Below are 17,015 nucleotides of genomic sequence, written 5' to 3'. Positions count from 1 at the left end.
CCGGCTCAATCCACAGGCTGGCCGGAAACTTCGGCCTCCGCCCCGCTCGCCGCCGGGCGCTCTCGGATGCGTTCGATCTGCGCCCGCGCGCGCTCTGCGAACTCGCCGCCATGAGGGTCGTCCGCGAGGGGCGTGAGGTGGAGCGCGGCCTCGTCGGTGAGGCCCGCGCGCAGCAGGGCGGTGGCGGCCTGGGCGCGCAGGCCCAGCACCTGGGGGGCGTGCCTGACGGCGAGCCGCCAGGTCTGCAGGTCGTTCTCGGTTGGATAATCGGGGGCGCTCTGGCGCAGCATGGCGAGCTCGGCGAGGACGCGATAGTCGGTGGGATCGGCCTGATACGCGCGCCCGAGCAATGACTGCGCCTCCCGATAGCCGGCGAGCAGCGCGTCCTGCTCGACCTCTTCGTGGGCCGCCTCGATGCGCCGCTCGGCGGCCATCAGGAGCGCCTCGACGTTGTCGGGCTCGATCTCCAGCACCTGGCGCAAGGCGGCGTCGCCGGCTGCGGCGTCGCCCCAGGCGATCTCGGCGCGAGCCAGCACGGTCAGGGCCAGGGCGTCTCCGGGATGACGCGCCGCCGCCGCGCGCGAGGCCGCCAGCAGTTCCGGGCCCCGGTCCTCGTCGGCTCCGTCCCGCATGTCGACGCCGATCAGGAGGACGTCGTCCGCGCTTTCCGGCATGCGGGTGACGGTGATCTCCGGCGCAAGGGGCGGCAGGGTCAGCTCGGAGTAGCGCATGCCGCGCTGGTAATAGGAGCGGAGCGTGCGGGTCAGGCCCTCAGGGGTCGTGCCGACATTGCCGAAGAAGGCGTCCAGCGGATCGGCGCCCGCGCGGAGCGCCCGCAGGTAGGCGTCCAGTTGGCGTTGCCGGCCGGCGTCCGAGAGGAAGTAGTGCGTCAGCAGCCACGACTGGGCGTAGTACGCCCAGCGCTGGCCTTGGCGTTCGAGCTCCATGGGGGATGCGGTGAGGAGCTGCTCAAGCGGCATCCAGCGCTGCTGGTGCAGGGTCTGCAACCGGCCGAGTCCGGGGTAGCCGAAGGTGGATCGACCGCGACTGTCCACCGTGGCTGTGGCGAAATATTCGGCGAACCCCTCCCGGAACCACGCCGGATAGCTGCCCGGAGAATAGTGCGACATGAAGTGGTGCGTGTACTCGTGCAGCAGCAGGTCGTCGTCCCTGCCCCTGATCAGGGCGGCGCGAATGTCCTGGTGGCCGGCGCTGTAATAGCCGTCCACGCCTTCGGGGAGCCCGGGCTGGACGATCCTCAACTCCCGGGCGTTGTCGACCAGATAGACGGGCAACTTGCGCAGGTCTTCATCGTCCTGCGCCGCCCGCGTCACGGTCCGGAGCAGGGCGTGGAAGCGCTCCAGCCGGGCGGCGTAGTCGCGGAGGTTGCGCTCCGAGCCGTTGCTGTAGACCACGAAGTGGGCCGTCTCGCCCCTGCGCCATTCCGCGGCAGCGGCGCTGGGCAGGGCCAGGGCCAGGGCCCCGGCGCCCGCGGCCAGCCGGCCGCCCCAAAGACGATGCTGCATGTCGATTCCTCCCCGAGCCCGTTCCGCCTACCTGCGGGCCTCAAGGCGAGGTTGTCCAGAGGCCGATCAGCCCCGCTCCTTCGTCTTCATGAAGCTGACCTTCGGGAAGCGCTCGCCGACGTAGCCGGTCTCCCAGCTCGACTTGGCGAGGAACACCGGCTGGTCGTCGATGTCGCGGGCCATCTGGGGGCGATACTTGCCTGCGAAGTCGTCAAGATCGGCCTTGTCGCCGCCGATCCAGCGCGCCTCGGCGTACGGGCTCGGCTCGAAGACGACGTCGAGGCCGTACTCCTCGCCCAGCCGGTCGGCCATGACCTCGAACTGCAGCTGGCCGACGGCGCCGACGATGAAGTCCGAGCCGAGCTCGGGCCGGAACAGCTGGGTGACCCCTTCCTCGGCGAGGCCTTCCAGCGCCTTCTTCAGGTGCTTGGCCTTGAGCGGGTCCTTGACCCGGACGCGCTGGAGGATTTCGGGGGCGAAGTTGGGCAGGCCGGCGAAGCGGATCAGGCCGCTCTCGGACAGGCTGTCGCCGACGCGCAGCACGCCGTGGTTGGGGATGCCGATGACGTCCCCGGCGAAGGCGTCCTCGGCCAGTTCGCGGTCGGAGGCGAAGAACATGATCGGAGCGTTCACCGACAGCTGCTTGCCGGTGTTCTGGACCTTCAGCTTCATACCGCGGCGGAACTGGCCGGAGGCCATGCGGAACATGGCGATGCGGTCGCGGTGGTTGGGGTCCATGTTGGCCTGGACCTTGAACACGAAGCCGGTGACCTCGGCCGAGCCGGGGTCGACGGTCAGCTCGACCGGTTCGGGGGCGTTGCGGGTCTCGGGCGGCGCCTCCTTGCGGGCCTTCATCACCTTGGGGGCCGGGGCCCAGTCGCCGATCGCCTTGAGCAGCTGCTCGATGCCGAAGTGGCGCAGCGCCGAGCCCCACAGCACCGGCGTCATGTGGCCCTCGAGGAAGGCCTCGCGGTCGAAAGGCTTGTAGCCGCCCTCGACCAGTTCCAGCGCCTCGGCCAGGTCGGCCTGCTCGCCGCCCTCGAAATGGGCGGCCGCGTCGGCCAGCGGCAGCGGATCGCCGTGCTCCGGATCCTCGTCCGACCCGGCGGCCTTGCGGACGTAGGGCTGGAAACGGCCGGTGCCGATCTCGACCATGCCGCGAAGGCGGTTGCCGCTCTCGGCCGGCCACCAGATCGGGGCGGGGTCGAGCTGCAGCCGGCTGGCGATGTCGTCCAGCAGGGCCATCGGGTCCTGGGCCTCGCGGTCCAGCTTGTTGATGAAGGTGATGATCGGGATGTCGCGCAGGCGGCAGACCTCGAACAGCTTCAGCGTCTGCGGCTCGATGCCCTTGGCGGCGTCCAGCACCATGATGGCGCAGTCGGCCGCCGTCAGGGTGCGGTAGGTGTCCTCCGAGAAGTCCTCGTGGCCCGGCGTGTCCAGCAGGTTGAACATCTTCCCGTCGTGCTCGAACGTCATCACCGACGCCGAAACGGAGATGCCGCGCTCCTTCTCGATCTTCATCCAGTCCGAGCGGGTGCGGCGGTTCTCGCCGCGGGCGCGCACGGCCCCGGCGGCGCGGATCGCCCCGCCGGCCAGCAGGATATGCTCGGTCAGGGTGGTCTTGCCCGCGTCGGGGTGCGCGATGATGGCGAAGGTCCGGCGACGGCCGGCCTCCTGTTCGAGAGTCAGTTTCGACATGGGTCTTCCTTGGGCCGCGCGACCTAGCGCGGAAGCGCGACAAAGTCACCCGAGGCGAAATATCCCCTCGCGCCGAAGGGTCTTCGGAGTCATGGTCGCTTCAGGCGAGACGACCCGGTCACGCCAAGCCGGGCGCCGCCTGAGGAAACGCAGGAACGGCCATGGCTTTGCATCCCCCGCTCGACCCTCCGCCCTCGCGTGACGGACCGCATCCGGCGATCAGTCTGCTGGTCGGCTTCGGCGTCATCGTCGCCGGCGCGCTGATCGTGCACGTGGTGTTCAACGCGCTGCTCTAGCCGCGGCTGGCGTCTCCGCCGCCGCGTCCTCGGCGGGCGGGGCGTCGTCGACCGGCTCGGCCTCGCCGCGGGCGGCGGCGATCATGGCCCTGGCCTGACGGGTGTACCGGCTGCGGTGCGGGCTGTTGGCGACCGGCTGGAGGGTGAGGATCGCCGCGTCGTTCATCGAACGCGCCAGGTAGGCCTGGCCCAGGCGCAGGCGCACGTCGAAGGACTGCGGCGCCAGCGCCCGCGCCACCTCCAGCGTCGAGAGGTCGTTGTCGGTCGGATAGGCGGTCTGACCGTTCCGGGCCCGATTGAGGGCGAGGTAGACGCGGAAGTCGAGCGGGTCGGCGTCGAGCGCCCGGGCGAGGTAGCCCATCGAGGCGCGCCGGCGACCATCGGCGGCGGCGCCGCTTTCGGCCTCGGCGACATCCAGCAGGATGTCGCCTGCCAGCCGCAGGGCCTCGGAGTCCGTCGTCCCTTCGCCCAGCAGCGGCTCGAGCGCGGTCAGGGCGGCATCGGTGTCGCCGGCGAGGCGGTGGGCGCGAGCCTCCACCAGCATGGCCATGCGCTCTCCCCGGTGGCGCCCGGCGGCCGCGAGGGCGTCGCGGATCAGATCGGCGCGTTCCTCGGCTTCCTCGCGCGCCTCCCGCGCCTTCTGCGCCTCTGACTTCTGCGTCCGCCCGTCGTCGTCGGCCGGCTCTTGCTTCACCGGCGTCCGGTCGAGGCGCAGGTCCAGCCAGGCCATGTCGCTTTCGGCCTCCGACAGCTCGGTCACCACGACCTCCGGCTCGGGAATCTCGATCTGCGGCGTCAGCTCGTTGATCGTCCCGGAGACGTACATCCGGACGTCGCGCTGCAGCTGCTCGGGGGTGCGTCCGGTCGCCGCCTGCATCGCCGTCACCGAGTTCTCACCCCGAACGACAGCGGCGAGATACTGGCCCAGCATCCGGGTGCGCTCCGGCGTGCTCATGAAGTAGTGGGTCATGGCCCAGGCCTGGGCGTAGTACAGGAACGCCGGGTAGCGGCCCGAGGGCGTGAAACGCCACGTCAGCACATCCTCCATGCGCGCCCAGCTGTTGGCGCCCATCGCCAGCGCCCGGATCCGGCCGGGGTGATGCCGGCCGAAGCGGATGCGATCCGGCGCGATGTCGGCCGTCGAATAGTATTCGGCGAAGCCTTCCACGAACCACGACGGGTAGGCGTTGGCGCGCATCTGGAACATGAAGTGGTGGGCGTATTCGTGGAACAGGACCACGTCGCCGCCGGTCGCTTCGGTGTCGACGACCGCGTGGATGCGGCCGCTGTTCGGCGAATAATAGCCGGCGACGCTGGCGCCGATGCCCGGGTAGGCCCGCTCCATGTCGCGGCGTCCCTCGGCGATGAAGATCTCGAGCTTGGGAATCTCGTGATCGACCTCGATGGGATAGTAGGCGCGCAGCAGGGCGTCGAACCGTTCCGCCCTCTGGGCGTAGCGGCGGATCGTCCGCTCCGGCACGTCGCCGTAGACGATGAAGTGGGCGGTCTCGGCCCGTCGCCACTCGGCCGCAGCCGGGCCGGCCGAAAGGGCGAGGCAGGCGGCAACGGCGCAGGCCGCCGTCTTCAGCATCGACGCAACACTCATGAGCGGTTCCCCCGATCTCCCCGCGCCACCCTAACGGCCAGGCGATCCGCGGCTCAAGCGGGATGTGCGGGCGCGCCTCCGGCCTTGCCCGGTCGGAATTCCTTAACGACGTTCGGGAACGGAACCGCAAGCGCCTGCCGCTACGGTGGCTTCAACGGGCCGCCATGAGCCCGGCGATGGCAGGTGTCCCCGATGCTGTTTCTGTTGAACGACGTGGTGTTCGATCTGGAAGAGACCTGCCCGGTCACGCCCGGCGATGCGCGTCGTTTCGACCGGCTGGGGCTCGACTATGTGCTGGAGCTGGGCTGCGAGCTGTTCGCCGAGGACCCGCTGCTGCACCACAACGATCCGCAGCGCGCCCGCCGCCTCGCCTGGTTGATCCACGACCGCTCCCCCGAGGTCAACGCCGCCCTGTTCGCCGCTCCGGCGGCCGGGTGCGCGCCCGAGCTGGTCGAACCGCAGTTCTGCGCCCTGCCGACGCCGGTGATGCGCCAGCTCCAGGCCCGGGCCTCGAAAGGCAAGCTGGACGCGGTCTCCGCCGACAAGGCGGTGTGGATGCGGCTCGCGGCCTGATCCCTACGCCGCCACCTTCTCCGTGATGAAGTGCCGGCCTTGCCGGTCCTCGATCTCGACGATCCAGAGGTCCGGGTCGTAGCGGATCTGGCGCTGGAGGTAGGCGTCCAGCTCGACCTCGGACTCGCTTTCCACCGGCTGCATCCACAGGCGTTCGCCGTCGGGGCCGAAGGCCTCGCTGTAGAGGCGGGCGCGGCGTTGCGCGGTGTCGAACACCTTGACGATCACCGTGCCGGCGCGCGGATCGCCCTTGCGCGCCACCGTGGCGAAGGCGCCGCCGATCTCGGCCCGGCGGATGAGGGCGGCCACCCAGACGTCGCTCGACAGAAGCAAATCGCTAACCCTGATCGGAAACGCGACCGGAACGCCTGATGCTGCAGGGTGTCGCCCCATGAGGATAGGGCAGAACGCCGTCAGGACCCAAGCCGCGCTGGCCGCGGCGATCGCTCTGCTGGCTCCGGGAGCCGCGGCGGCGGGGCCGGCCGACGCCTATTACGAACGAACCTTCGTGATTGCGGCGGATGCGCGCTGCGATCTGTTTCCCGCCCCGACGGCGGCCGCGCTCACGGCGGCGGCGGCGCAGGCGCGCGGCGCGGCCCTGCGCGCCGGCGCCAGCCCGGCCGAGGTCGCCGCCGTGGCGACCCGGGCGCGCAGCCGGGCGCGGGCCGTGGCCTGCGCCGACCCGGAGCTGGCAACGGTGCGGCGGCGGGTCGACGACGCCTTCGCCGGCTGGTCGCGCACGCCGCGCATGACCTTTCCCGGAAGCCGTCTGGACTGGACGGCCGATCGCTACGGCTGGGACCGCACGGGGTGGCGGCTGAAGCAGGCCACCACCGTGGGCGCGTCGCCGGTCGCCTTCGGCTTCGCCGGCAAGGGCGACGCCCCGGAACTGGCGGCGGTGATCAGCTGGCACGGCCGGCCAAGGCCCTACGGGGCGCGCCTCGTCCTGCGCGACCCGAACCGGCTGTCCCGCCCGTGGGTGGCGGGCGGGGGGCTGCCGCCGTCGACGGCCCGCGCCAGCTTCTGGGCCGCCGGCGTGGAGGCTGCGGATCCCGCCCTCAGCGTCGACGGCCAGCGCGCCGCGGACATCTGGCGCTTCCCCGCGACGGCGGCCGAGGCGCTGGAGCGGCTCGACCCGCGCGAGGCGTTCGCCATCGAGTTCCACTTTCGCGACGGCAGCGTCGCCACCGTCCGGCTCGAAACGGGCGATTTCGCAGCCGGTCGGGCCTTCCTCCGGATGGGACGGTTCTGAGGCGGCGGGCTAGCCGCCGTTGGCCACCGGCAGCGGAATGACCTCGGCGCCGCCTTCCGGAGCCGGCGCCCGGGCGGCGAGCGCGACGGGCATGCGCACCGTCACCGCCGTGCCTTCGCCGAGGGTGCTGTCGATGCTCATCCGGCCCTCGTGCAACTCGGCGAAGGCGCGCACCAGCGACAGGCCGAGGCCGGTGCCGAGGCGACGCTGCTCCAGCGCTCCGGCCTGTTCGAACGGACGGCCAAGGCGCCGCACGTCCTCGGGCGCGATGCCGACGCCGGTGTCGGAGACGACGATCTCGAGATACGGACCCACAGCCTCGACGGCCATGGTGACCGAGCCGCCCGTGGGGGTGAACTTCACCGCGTTGGACAGGAGGTTGAGGGCGATCTGCTTGAGGGCGCGACGGTCGGCGGAGACCTCCAGCGCCTCGGCCGGAAGCACGCCGGAGAGGGCGAGGCCCTTCTCCTCGGCGTTGACGCGGACAAGCGCGATGGCCTGGGAGACCACCTCGCGGGCGTCGAACCGCTCGCGGGTCAGGGTGTAGCGCTCCGCCTCGATCTTGGAGACGTCCAGCAGGTCGTTGATCAGGTCGAGCAGATGGCCGCCGGCCTGGTGGATGTTTTCAGCGTACTCCGCATAGCGGTCGGGCAGCGGACCGAACAGACGCTGGCGCATGATGTCCGAGAAGCCGAGCACGGCGTTCAGCGGCGTCCGCAGCTCGTGGCTCATGTTGGCGAGGAACCGCGTCTTGCCGGCCTCGCGCGCCTCGGCCTCGCTACGGGCGGTCTCCAGGCCCAGTTCGCGGGCGTACTGGGCGGTGGCGTCGAAGGCCTGGGCGATGATCCTCGGTTCTCCGGCGTCCTCGAGCCGCCTGAAGATGAACTGAACCCGACGGTCCAGCGACAGTCGCGGCGTAAGTGTGGCCGAACTCTCGTGGCCCGACCCGGCTCGACCCAGCGCCGCCAGAAGTCGCGGCCGGTCGGGGGCGTGGACGGTCGCCACGAGGCCCTGTTCGAACAACGGGTCGACGGGCAGCGACGCAGGCGGGACCCCATAGGCGGCCAGCACGCGGCCGCTGGCTTCGAGCACGAGGGTGAGGCCGGGCTGGGCCGCAAGCAGGGCCTCCACCCGCCGCACCTCGGCCTCCGCGGCCGCCATTCGCACCTCCCGCTCGCGCCAGGACAGGCGCACGGCCAGCGCCGCCGCCGCCGCGGTGAGCACCGCCGTGATCGCCGCCAAGACCGGCAGGTGCTCCCCCGGGCCGCCGAGGAGCCAGGCCGAGAACAATCCGGACAGGGCCGCGGCCGCCGCGGCCACGGCGCCGGCCTGCACCGGTCGCGGTCCGCCGAGCGCGATGCCGGCCGCGAGCGGCAGGAAGACAAAGCCCGCGAGCGGACCCGTCAGCCCGCCGGAGAGGCCGGCGCTGATCACAGCCGAAAGCCCCCACAGGCCCAGCAGGGTCATCCGTTCCGGCTCGCCGTCGCGCTGGAGCAGCCCCAGGCCGACCACGCCCGGGACGACCATGGCCAGCACCCCGTAGAACACCGGGCCCTCCACGCCCCCGATCCACCGGCCGCCCAGCGCCAGCAGGGCGGCCGCCACGGCCCAGCCCGCATGCCAGGCGGCGAGCGCAGGCCGATCGCCGGCCCTGGCGGGGGCCGTGCGCTCGGGCGCTGCGGTGGCGGGATGAGCGGTCAAACGGGGTGGCGCGGCTGCGAAGGGCGGACAATTGATCGCGCCAGCCTAGCCGCGAGGGCGAGTCGTCCATAGTCCGCACCCGTGTCAGGCGATTGCCGGGTGGGGAGAGGCGACGATTTCAGGGGATGGCGGCGGTGGTTGTCGTTAACGCCGGGCCGGACTATCTGCCGGCCATGAGTTCCGGGCCCTCCATCGACGCCGTCCTCGCCGATCTGGCGGAGGAGTTCGACCTTCTCGGCGACTGGGAGAGCCGGATCGGCTACGTGATCGATCTCGGACGCGAGCTGCCGCCGCTGCCCGAGACCGATCGCACCGACGCCAACAAGGTGCCCGGTTGCGCCGCGCAGGTGTGGCTGGGGGTGCGGGGCGAAGGCGATCGGCTGGAATTCGCCGCCGACAGCGACAGCGCCCTGTCCAAGGGCAATATCGCCCTGCTGCTGCGGCTCTACTCCGGCCGGACGCCGGCCGAGATTCTCGCCTTCGACGCGAGGGCGGCGCTGGATCGGCTGGGGCTGCCGGCGGCGCTGACGCGCCAGAGGGCGAACGGGCTCAACGCCATGGTGGGTCGGATCCGCGAGGCCGCAGCGGCGGCGCAGGCTCAGAAGTAGAGGCCGCGGACGACGAGCGCCGGCCGCTCCCCCGTCTCCTCGGTGACGCGCGCTTCGAGGCGGTATTCCTCGGGCCGCGAGGTGCGGCGGGTCCATGTTCGCCCGTCGCGGCCTTCCGTCGCCCAGTAGCGTTCGTCGCCGAAGGCGCGGCGGCCCAGCCAGCCCAGCTCGTTCGCGCTGGCGCGACGGGAGGAGAGGGAACAGCCGTTGGCGTAGGCCTCGCCGTCGCCGACCTCGACCGTGCCTTCCTCGATCCGCAGTCGCCAGACTCCGTCGCGGGAGACGAGGTCGACCTCGGAGGCCCATTCTTCAAGCGGAGCCTGGTCCCCGACGGGGCGACGGAAGTCGAGGTTCCGCGCCGCAGCGATCGCCCTCTCGAAGCTCCGCGAACGCTGGGCGTAGGGCAGGCAGACCTCGACCAGAACGCGCGCAGTCAGAAGGTCGTCGGACGCCCCCGCCGGGGCCGGGACGGGGACGAGCAGCAGAACAGCGGCGGCACTGGTGGCGAAAACTGACTTCACGGCGACGACCCCGACGAACGACCGTCCATGACGCCGTTCACACGAAAGCGCGCCCGTGGCGGACGCGCTCGCAACCCTGGCACCCTAGGAGGAAACAGCCCCCGGGCGAAAGTTACGAGGTTGTAACGGGTGGTCGCTCCCGATCCGTCGCTCATCCGAGACGATAGTGCCGCGCCAGCGCCTGCAGACCCTGCCGGAGAAGCACCTTGCCGGTCCGGCGGCGCAGTCCGAGGGCCTGCTCGGCGGCCTGCAGGGCGGTGGCGCGCACACAGATATGCTCGACCATGCGCCGGGCCGGACCGCAGGCGGACAGGGCCGCCTCAACGGCCGCCGCCGCCGCGAGGGCTCGGTCGCCCGGCTCGCAGCCCTGGCGCGCGCCGCCGCCGGCGCCGGTCCGGGGCAGCGCGTCCCACCGCATCGTCAGCGAGGGGCCGCGCAGCGCCGCCTCGGCTTCCAGCGCCAGGCGGACGGCCGCGGCCACTTCGACCGGCTCAAGCCAGGGCCGCCCGTCGGGTCCGACCCGGCGCGCCAGCCAGGTCACCGGCGTCTGGGCCAGGTTGGCGCGGCGGACCGAGGCCTCTCCGTCGGCCTCCATGATGGTGCGCACGCCGTCGATCACGCCGGGCCGCCCGGCGGCGGGGGCGGCGCTGGCCGCCTCTCCGCGCCGGGCGATCCAGCCGCCGCCGCGACGCGCGCGGAGGCCAGGGGTCTCGACCAGTCGCCGGAACACCGTCTCGTCCACGGTCAGCAAGACGCGCGAACGCCGGTCGGGACCGGCGCGCAGGACGTAGGCCGCGCCGGCGGGCTCGATCCATCCGCCGGAGCCGGCGAGCAGGCGACGCGCCCGTTCCAGCGCCCGGCTCACAGGCCCAGTTCGCACGCCGGCGCCTCCAGTACCTCGCGCACGCAGCGCTCCAGCCGCTCCAGCAAGGCGTCCAGCACCGGCCGGTCGCGCTCGTCCTCGGCCCAGCGGCAGGCGACGGCGGCGGTCGACCGGTTCATGCCGAAGGCGTGGCCGACGCGTTCCAGCGGCCAGCCGAAGGCGACGTGGGAGAGGTACATCGCCAGCCAGCGCGCCCGGCAGGCCCGCCCCTCCAGGCGCACGGTGCGGGTCATGCTTTCGACCGGCACGCCCGTCGAGGCGGCGACGATCTGAAGCGCCAGCCCCGCGCGCATGCGGTCGCGACCGAACTCCGGGGCCCAGTAAGTTCCTTCCATCTGCACTGCTCCATCATCCACCCGCCGCCGGTCGTTCAGCGCCGGCGGAGGGTAGGAATATGATCCTAGGATGCGTCGGATTCGGACGTAGGGCGGGCGGCGACGAAAAACTTCGTCGCCTTGACTCGGGACTCTCGACGGCGATTCGCAAATCAGCCTAGATTCGTCATTAACCAGTCGCGTTAACCCTTCTTAAGTTTTTGGGGGGTTAACGTCCGAACAAGGTTACCCGGAAACGGGACAGTAACGTCCAACGCCAAGCTTTGCCTGGAGGGGCAACAAATGCGCGTCCTGCTTATCGAAGACGATCACGCGACCGCGCAAAGCATCGAACTGATGCTGAAGTCGGAAGGCTTCAACGTCTATACGACCGACCTCGGCGAAGAAGGCATCGATCTGGGCAAGATCTACGACTACGATCTGATCCTGCTCGACCTCAACCTGCCTGACATGAACGGCCTCGAAGTCCTGCGCCAGCTGCGCGTCGGCAAGGTCAACACCCCAGTGATGATCCTCTCGGGCACCTCGGAGATCGAGACCAAGGTCAAGACCTTCGGCGGCGGCGCCGACGACTACATGACCAAGCCGTTCCACAAGGACGAGCTGATCGCCCGCACCCACGCCGTGGTGCGTCGCTCCAAGGGCCACGCCCAGGCGATCATCCACACCGGCGAGATCGCGGTGAACCTGGACGCCAAGACCGTCGAGGTGAACGGCCACCGCGTCCACCTGACCGGCAAGGAGTACCAGATGCTGGAGCTCCTCTCCCTGCGCAAGGGCACGACCCTGACCAAGGAGATGTTCCTCAACCACCTGTACGGCGGCATGGACGAGCCGGAGCTGAAGATCATCGACGTCTTCATCTGCAAGCTGCGCAAGAAGCTGGCCACGGCGGCCGGCGGCAAGCACTACATCGAAACCGTCTGGGGCCGCGGCTACGTCCTGCGCGACCCGGCCGAGGGCGCGGTCAGCGCCGCCGCCTGACCGGGGCGGATATCGGACAAGGAAGCGCCCGCCGGGGAGACCCGGCGGGCGTTCTTCGTTCCGCTGAAACCTGGCGTAACGGGGTTTGTCAGCCGAAGTCTTCATTGCCGCGCTATGCCGGAGCCTCGCAAGCCGGAGACCCCCATGGCGCTGTTCGAAGGCGTGTCAGCCTTTCCGCCCACCCCGACAGACGTCGCCGGCGTCGTGGACGTCGATGCGTTGCAGCGCAGGGTCGAGCGACTTTCGGCGGCGAACGTCGACTCCATCTGCGTCCTGGGCAGCACCGGCGCCTACGCCTACCTGGACCGGGCCCAGCGGCGGCGCGCCATCGAGGCGGCGGTGGAAGCGGCCGGCGCCACGCCCGTCCTCGCCGGGATCGGCGCCCTGACGACGAGGGCCGCCTGCGAGCTGGCCCGTGACGCCGAACATGCGGGCGCCGCAGCGGGGCTTCTGGCCATGGTCTCCTACACCCCCCTGACCGAGGTCGAGGCCGAGAGCCACGTTCGGACCGTCGCGGGGGCGAGCGATCTGCCGCTGTGCCTCTACGACAATCCGGGCGCCACCCGCTTCGCCTTCAGCCCGGACCTCTTCGACCGGCTCGCCGCCCTCCCCCCGGTGCAGGCCGCCAAGGCGCCGGCGCCGGCGGACGGTGATTTCGCAGGCCTGCTCGCCAGGCTCGAGGGGGCCGAGCTGCGCCTCGGCTTCAGCGGCGACGCGACGGCCGCTTCCGCGCTCCGCGCCGGCGGCGCAGCCTGGTACAGCGTGACGGCCGGCCTCTTCCCGCGCCTCGCCCTGGCGCTCGCGCGGGCGGCGCGGGCGGACGATCAGGACCGGATCGACGCCGTCAGCGCCGATCTGACCCCGCTGTGGACGCTGCTCTACGCCCACGGCGGCGTGAGGGTGATGAGTGCGGCGGCCAGCTTGCTGGGGCTCGGAGACTATCCGCCGCCGCGGCCGCTGGCGCCGCCGCCGGTCGAGGCGCGGGCGTCGTTGGCCGAGACGGTGGAACGGCTGTCCGCCCGGGAGGAGGCCGCCGCCTGAGGCGTCAGCCCTGGGCGGCGTAGCCCTTGCCGCCGTTGGACGGGCGGCGGCGGCGCGGGCGGCGCTTCAGTTCGCCGACCGGCTTGGGCTCGGCCTGACGCGGGTCGTTGTTGACCGTGCGGGCGCGGTCACCGGCCATCGGATCGTAGGCCGCGGCCGGGCGCTCGGCGTGGTGGGTGCGGTCGCGCTGACCGCCCTTGCGCTGACGGTGAGGCTGGCCGCCGCCCTCGGGCCGGACGCCGTCGCGACGCGGGTTGCGGCCGCGGCCGCCACGGCCCTGCTGCTCCGACTTGCCGGCGCTGTCGATGCTGGCCTTCTTGCCGACGCCGGACGCCATGATCGAGGCGTCCAGCTGCGCCAGCTGCTTGTCGTTGCGGCGGTCGATGGCCGGGATCTTCTGGCGGGTGACCTTCTCGATGTCCTTGAGCAGCTTCATCTCGTCGCCGGCGACGAAGCTGATGGCGGTGCCGTCCGAGCCGGCGCGCGCGGTGCGGCCGATGCGGTGGACGTAGGCTTCGGGTACGAAGGGCAGCTCGAAGTTGACCACGTGGGTGACCTTGTCGACGTCGATGCCGCGGGCGGCGATGTCGGTGGCGACGAGCACGCGCAGCTTGCCGTTCTTGAAGGCCTCGAGCGCGCGCTCGCGCTGCGGCTGGCTCTTGTTGCCGTGGATGGCCCCGGCCTCGACGCCGCCGGCCTCGAGGTAGGCGGCGACCTTGTCGGCCCCGTGCTTGGTCTTGGTGAAGACCAGGCAGCGCGTGTAGGCGGGGTCGGAGAACAGCTCGGTCAGCAGGGCGCGCTTGCGGCCCTGTTCGACCCAGATCACCGACTGGTTGATGCGCTCGACGGTGGTCGCCTGCGGCGTCACCTGCACCTTGACCGGATCCTTGAGCAGCTCGCCGGCCAGCTTGCCGATCTCCGACGGCATGGTGGCCGAGAAGAACAGGTTCTGGCGCCGCGCGGGCAGGCGCGAGGTGATCTGGCGGATCGGCTTGATGAAGCCGAGGTCCAGCATCTGGTCGGCCTCGTCGAGGACGAAGATCTCGGTCGAGCTGAGGTCGAGGGTCTTCTGCTGGATGTGGTCGAGCAGGCGGCCGGGAGCGGCCACCAGGATGTCGAGACCCTGCTGCAGGGCGCGCTCCTGGGCGCCGTACTTCACGCCGCCGAAGATGACGGCGACGCGGAAGCCGAGGTGCTTGCCGTAGGCCTTGAAGCTCTCGCCGATCTGGGTGGCGAGTTCGCGGGTCGGCGACAGCACCAGGCAGCGCGTCGTGCGCGGCACGGGAGCGGTGCGGTTGGCGGCCAGCCGGTGCAGGATCGGCAGGGCGAAGGCCGCGGTCTTGCCGGTGCCGGTCTGGGCGATGCCCAGCAGGTCCTTGCCGGCCATCACGTCGGGGATGGCCTTGGACTGGATCGGGGTGGGCGTTTCATAGCCCTCGGCCTTGAGGGCGGAGAGCAGGGCCGGGTTCAGGCCCATCGATTCAAAGGTCGTGTTCGTCACGTCGGTCTTTCATGTGCGGCGGCGCGCACGACCGGAACTCGCCGGGCGACGCGCGCAACCGGCCCCCTCGGGGGCGGGAAACGGGCGTCGCCCTGCGTGACGGGACGACGAAGGATCTTGAGGAGCCGGGGCGCTTCTACAGACTGGTCCCGAAGGACCCTCACGCACTGGAGCGCGCCGGACATCGCGTGGTGCGATGCAGCACCAGATGGGCCTTCATTGCGGCGCGGTCAAGGCGAAGGGAACCACAGCCACGCTCAATCGTCTCGACTTACGCGGCGTCATCACGGAATGTTACAGCGTCGCCTCCGAGGAAAAGCCCATGACGATGACGTCCCGCGCCGGTCTCCAGGTCGCCAGCGAGCTGGCCGCCTTCATCGAAAACGAGGCGCTGGACGGGGTCGGGATCGGGGCCGAGGCCTTCTGGAGCGGGGCGGCGACGCTGTTCGAGCGTTTCGCCCCGCGCAACCGCGACCTGCTGAAGGCGCGCGACCGGCTGCAGGCGGCGCTGGACGACTGGCACGCCGCGCGAAGGGGTCAGTCGCATGATCCGGCGGCGACCGAGGCCTACCTGCGCACCATTGGCTATCTCGCGCCTGAGCCGCAGCCGTTCACCGTCGCCACCCGCAATGTCGATCCGGAGATCGCCGCGACAGCCGGCCCCCAGCTGGTGGTTCCGTCGCTGAACGCCCGCTTCGTGCTCAACGCCGCCAACGCCCGCTGGGGCAGTCTGTACGACGCTCTCTACGGCACGGACGCGCTGGGCGACCTGCCGCCGTCGGGGTCCTACGACGCGGGACGCGGCGTCCGGGTGGTGGCGCGGGCCAAGGCCTTCCTCGACGAGGCGGCGCCGCTGGCGGAAGGCTCGCATGCGGACGCCGCCGGCTATGCGGTGATCGACGGGCGGCTGTCTCCAGCCTTGCGCGACCCGGCGCAGCTGGTCGGCTGGCGCGGTGACCCGGCCGGGCCCGAGGCGGTGCTGCTGCGCCATCACGGCCTGCACATCGAACTGGTGCTGGACCGCGGCCACCCGATCGGCCGCGACGATCCGGCAGGGCTGGCCGACGTGGTGCTGGAGGCGGCGCTGACCACCATCGTCGACCTCGAGGACTCTGTCGCCGCCGTCGACGCCGCCGACAAGGTTGCGGCCTACCGCAACTGGCTGGGGCTGATGCGGGGCGACCTGGTCGAGACCTTCGCCAAGGGCGACCGGCAGGTGACGCGGGCGCTGGCGGAGGACCGGACCTACGCCGCGCCGGACGGGGAGGGCCTGACCCTGCCGGGGCGGAGCCTGCTGTTCGTGCGCAACGTCGGCCACCTGATGACCACGCCCGCCGTCCTGCTGCCGGACGGATCGGAGGCGCCGGAGGGCGTTCTCGACGCCATCGTCACCAGCCTGGTCGGTCTGCACGACCTCAAGGGGCTGGGCCGCTTCCGCAACAGCCGCGCCGGCTCGATCTACATCGTCAAGCCGAAGATGCACGGTCCGGATGAGTGCGCCTTCACCAACGACCTGTTCGATGCGGTGGAGGACCTGCTGGGGCTGGAGCGGTGCACGGTCAAGGTCGGCGTCATGGACGAGGAGCGCCGCACCTCGGCCAACCTCGCCGCCTGCATCCACGCGGTGCGCGACCGCATCGTCTTCATCAACACCGGCTTCCTCGACCGCACCGGGGACGAGATCCACAGCTGCATGCAGGGCGGCCCGGTGGTGAGGAAGGCGGAGATGAAGGCGACGCCGTGGATCGCCGCCTACGAGGCGCGCAACGTCGCCATCGGACTGGCCTGCGGCCTCGACGGCCGGGCCCAGATCGGCAAGGGCATGTGGGCCGCGCCCGACCGCATGGCGGAGATGCTGGAGCAGAAGGCGGGCCATCCGAAGACCGGCGCCAACACCGCCTGGGTGCCCTCGCCGACGGCGGCGACGTTGCACGCCCTGCACTACCACCAGACCGACGTCTTCGCCCTGCGGGCGGAAATCGCCGCCCGTCCGTGTCCGCCGCTGGCCGACCTGCTCACCCCGCCGCTGGCCGAGGGGCGGAACTGGTCGGAGGCGGAGGTCGCCGAGGAGCTGGACAACAACGCCCAGGGGCTGCTCGGCTATGTGGTCCGCTGGATCGACCAGGGCGTCGGCTGCTCCAAGGTGCCCGATATCCACGACGTCGGCCTGATGGAGGACCGGGCCACCCTGCGCATCTCCTCGCAGCACATGGCCAACTGGCTGCTGCACGGCGTCTGCACGGCGGCCCAGGTCGACGCCGCCCTGCTGAGGATGGCCGCCAAGGTCGACGCCCAGAACGTCGGCGATGCGCTCTACCGGCCCATGGCGGACGACCCGGCGAACAGCCTCGCCTTCCAGGCGGCGCGGGCGCTGGTGTTCGAGGGGACGCGCCAGCCGAACGGCTATACCGAACCGCTGCTGCACGCTTGGCGGCTGCAGGCCAAGGGTGCGACCGCCGCAAGGGGCTGAGAGGTCGCCTCCAAAGGCGC

General features: G+C 71.3%; 16 protein-coding genes. 7 read left to right on the top strand and 9 right to left on the bottom strand.

What is annotated here, in order from left to right:
- Positions 1-5: 5 nt before the first annotated feature.
- Together BM333_RS11260 and BM333_RS11255 are read right to left on the bottom strand one after the other, a co-directional pair.
- On the bottom strand, positions 6-1,526 hold the full coding sequence (locus BM333_RS11260) for a tetratricopeptide repeat protein (RefSeq protein ID WP_092311371.1): 1,521 nt from the start codon (positions 1,524-1,526) through the stop codon (positions 6-8).
- Between the two features lie 66 nt (positions 1,527-1,592).
- On the bottom strand, positions 1,593-3,224 hold the full coding sequence (locus BM333_RS11255) for a peptide chain release factor 3 (protein ID WP_092311368.1): 1,632 nt from the start codon (positions 3,222-3,224) through the stop codon (positions 1,593-1,595).
- Between the two features lie 161 nt (positions 3,225-3,385).
- Here BM333_RS11255 and BM333_RS16270 point away from each other — a divergent pair, with 161 nt between their 5' ends.
- Positions 3,386-3,520, top strand: a complete 135-nt coding sequence (locus tag BM333_RS16270; protein ID WP_281246052.1) for a hypothetical protein — start codon at positions 3,386-3,388, stop codon at positions 3,518-3,520.
- On the opposite strand, the gene BM333_RS11250 is transcribed toward BM333_RS16270, so the two are convergent.
- Positions 3,504-5,111: a DUF1570 domain-containing protein gene (locus BM333_RS11250; RefSeq protein ID WP_245777246.1), complete on the bottom strand. Its 1,608-nt coding sequence runs from the start codon at positions 5,109-5,111 to the stop codon at positions 3,504-3,506. The genes BM333_RS16270 and BM333_RS11250 overlap by 17 nt on opposite strands.
- Positions 5,112-5,318: 207 nt before the next feature.
- Between BM333_RS11250 and BM333_RS11245 the strand changes: the two genes are divergently transcribed.
- The gene (locus BM333_RS11245; RefSeq protein ID WP_092311362.1) at positions 5,319-5,699 is read left to right on the top strand and encodes a hypothetical protein; all 381 of its coding nucleotides are present in this window, start codon (positions 5,319-5,321) and stop codon (positions 5,697-5,699) included.
- A 3-nt stretch (positions 5,700-5,702) separates the two neighbouring features.
- Here BM333_RS11245 and BM333_RS11240 read toward each other — a convergent pair whose 3' ends face one another.
- Entirely contained in the window at positions 5,703-6,032 is a 330-nt protein-coding gene (locus BM333_RS11240; RefSeq protein WP_092311358.1) for a DUF1491 family protein, read from the bottom strand.
- A 58-nt stretch (positions 6,033-6,090) separates the two neighbouring features.
- On the opposite strand from BM333_RS11240, the gene BM333_RS11235 reads away from it, so the two are divergent.
- Positions 6,091-6,951, top strand: a complete 861-nt coding sequence (locus tag BM333_RS11235) for a hypothetical protein (protein ID WP_092311355.1) — start codon at positions 6,091-6,093, stop codon at positions 6,949-6,951.
- A gap of 9 nt (positions 6,952-6,960) precedes the next feature.
- On the opposite strand, the gene BM333_RS11230 is transcribed toward BM333_RS11235, so the two are convergent.
- The gene (locus BM333_RS11230; protein ID WP_092311352.1) at positions 6,961-8,652 is read right to left on the bottom strand and encodes a sensor histidine kinase; all 1,692 of its coding nucleotides are present in this window, start codon (positions 8,650-8,652) and stop codon (positions 6,961-6,963) included.
- A 173-nt stretch (positions 8,653-8,825) separates the two neighbouring features.
- Here BM333_RS11230 and BM333_RS11225 point away from each other — a divergent pair, with 173 nt between their 5' ends.
- Entirely contained in the window at positions 8,826-9,260 is a 435-nt protein-coding gene (locus tag BM333_RS11225) for a SufE family protein (protein ID WP_092311582.1), read from the top strand.
- On the opposite strand, the gene BM333_RS11220 is transcribed toward BM333_RS11225, so the two are convergent.
- From BM333_RS11220 to BM333_RS11210, 3 genes are all read right to left on the bottom strand, one after another.
- On the bottom strand, positions 9,251-9,781 hold the full coding sequence (locus tag BM333_RS11220) for a hypothetical protein (RefSeq protein WP_092311349.1): 531 nt from the start codon (positions 9,779-9,781) through the stop codon (positions 9,251-9,253). The two genes, BM333_RS11225 and BM333_RS11220, sit on opposite strands and share 10 nt — an antisense overlap.
- Positions 9,782-9,932: 151 nt before the next feature.
- Positions 9,933-10,661 carry a DUF6456 domain-containing protein gene (locus tag BM333_RS11215; RefSeq protein WP_245777245.1) on the bottom strand — a complete coding sequence of 243 codons (729 nt, stop codon included), beginning with the start codon at positions 10,659-10,661 and terminating at the stop codon, positions 9,933-9,935.
- On the bottom strand, positions 10,643-10,999 hold the full coding sequence (locus BM333_RS11210) for a chromosomal replication initiator DnaA (protein WP_092311344.1): 357 nt from the start codon (positions 10,997-10,999) through the stop codon (positions 10,643-10,645). The genes BM333_RS11215 and BM333_RS11210 overlap by 19 nt, the downstream gene beginning before the upstream one ends.
- A 282-nt stretch (positions 11,000-11,281) precedes the next feature.
- Between BM333_RS11210 and ctrA the strand changes: the two genes are divergently transcribed.
- Positions 11,282-11,983, top strand: coding sequence for a response regulator transcription factor CtrA (ctrA, locus tag BM333_RS11205; protein ID WP_092311341.1), 702 nt, complete (start codon positions 11,282-11,284; stop codon positions 11,981-11,983).
- Positions 11,984-12,127: 144 nt separating this feature from the next.
- Entirely contained in the window at positions 12,128-13,024 is an 897-nt protein-coding gene (locus BM333_RS11200; RefSeq protein WP_092311338.1) for a dihydrodipicolinate synthase family protein, read from the top strand.
- Between the two features lie 4 nt (positions 13,025-13,028).
- On the opposite strand, the gene BM333_RS11195 is transcribed toward BM333_RS11200, so the two are convergent.
- Positions 13,029-14,501: a DEAD/DEAH box helicase gene (locus BM333_RS11195; protein ID WP_092311579.1), complete on the bottom strand. Its 1,473-nt coding sequence runs from the start codon at positions 14,499-14,501 to the stop codon at positions 13,029-13,031.
- 346 nt (positions 14,502-14,847) lie between these two features.
- Here BM333_RS11195 and BM333_RS11190 point away from each other — a divergent pair, with 346 nt between their 5' ends.
- On the top strand, positions 14,848-16,995 hold the full coding sequence (locus BM333_RS11190) for a malate synthase G (protein WP_218151453.1): 2,148 nt from the start codon (positions 14,848-14,850) through the stop codon (positions 16,993-16,995).
- The last annotated feature ends 20 nt before the right edge of the window (positions 16,996-17,015 follow it).

The sequence above is a fragment of the Brevundimonas viscosa genome (assembly GCF_900116065.1).
GTDB classification, from domain to species: domain Bacteria; phylum Pseudomonadota; class Alphaproteobacteria; order Caulobacterales; family Caulobacteraceae; genus Brevundimonas; species Brevundimonas viscosa.
The sequence above is the reverse complement of the archived record's forward strand: the minus strand, read 5'-3'. Positions and strand labels throughout refer to the sequence as shown.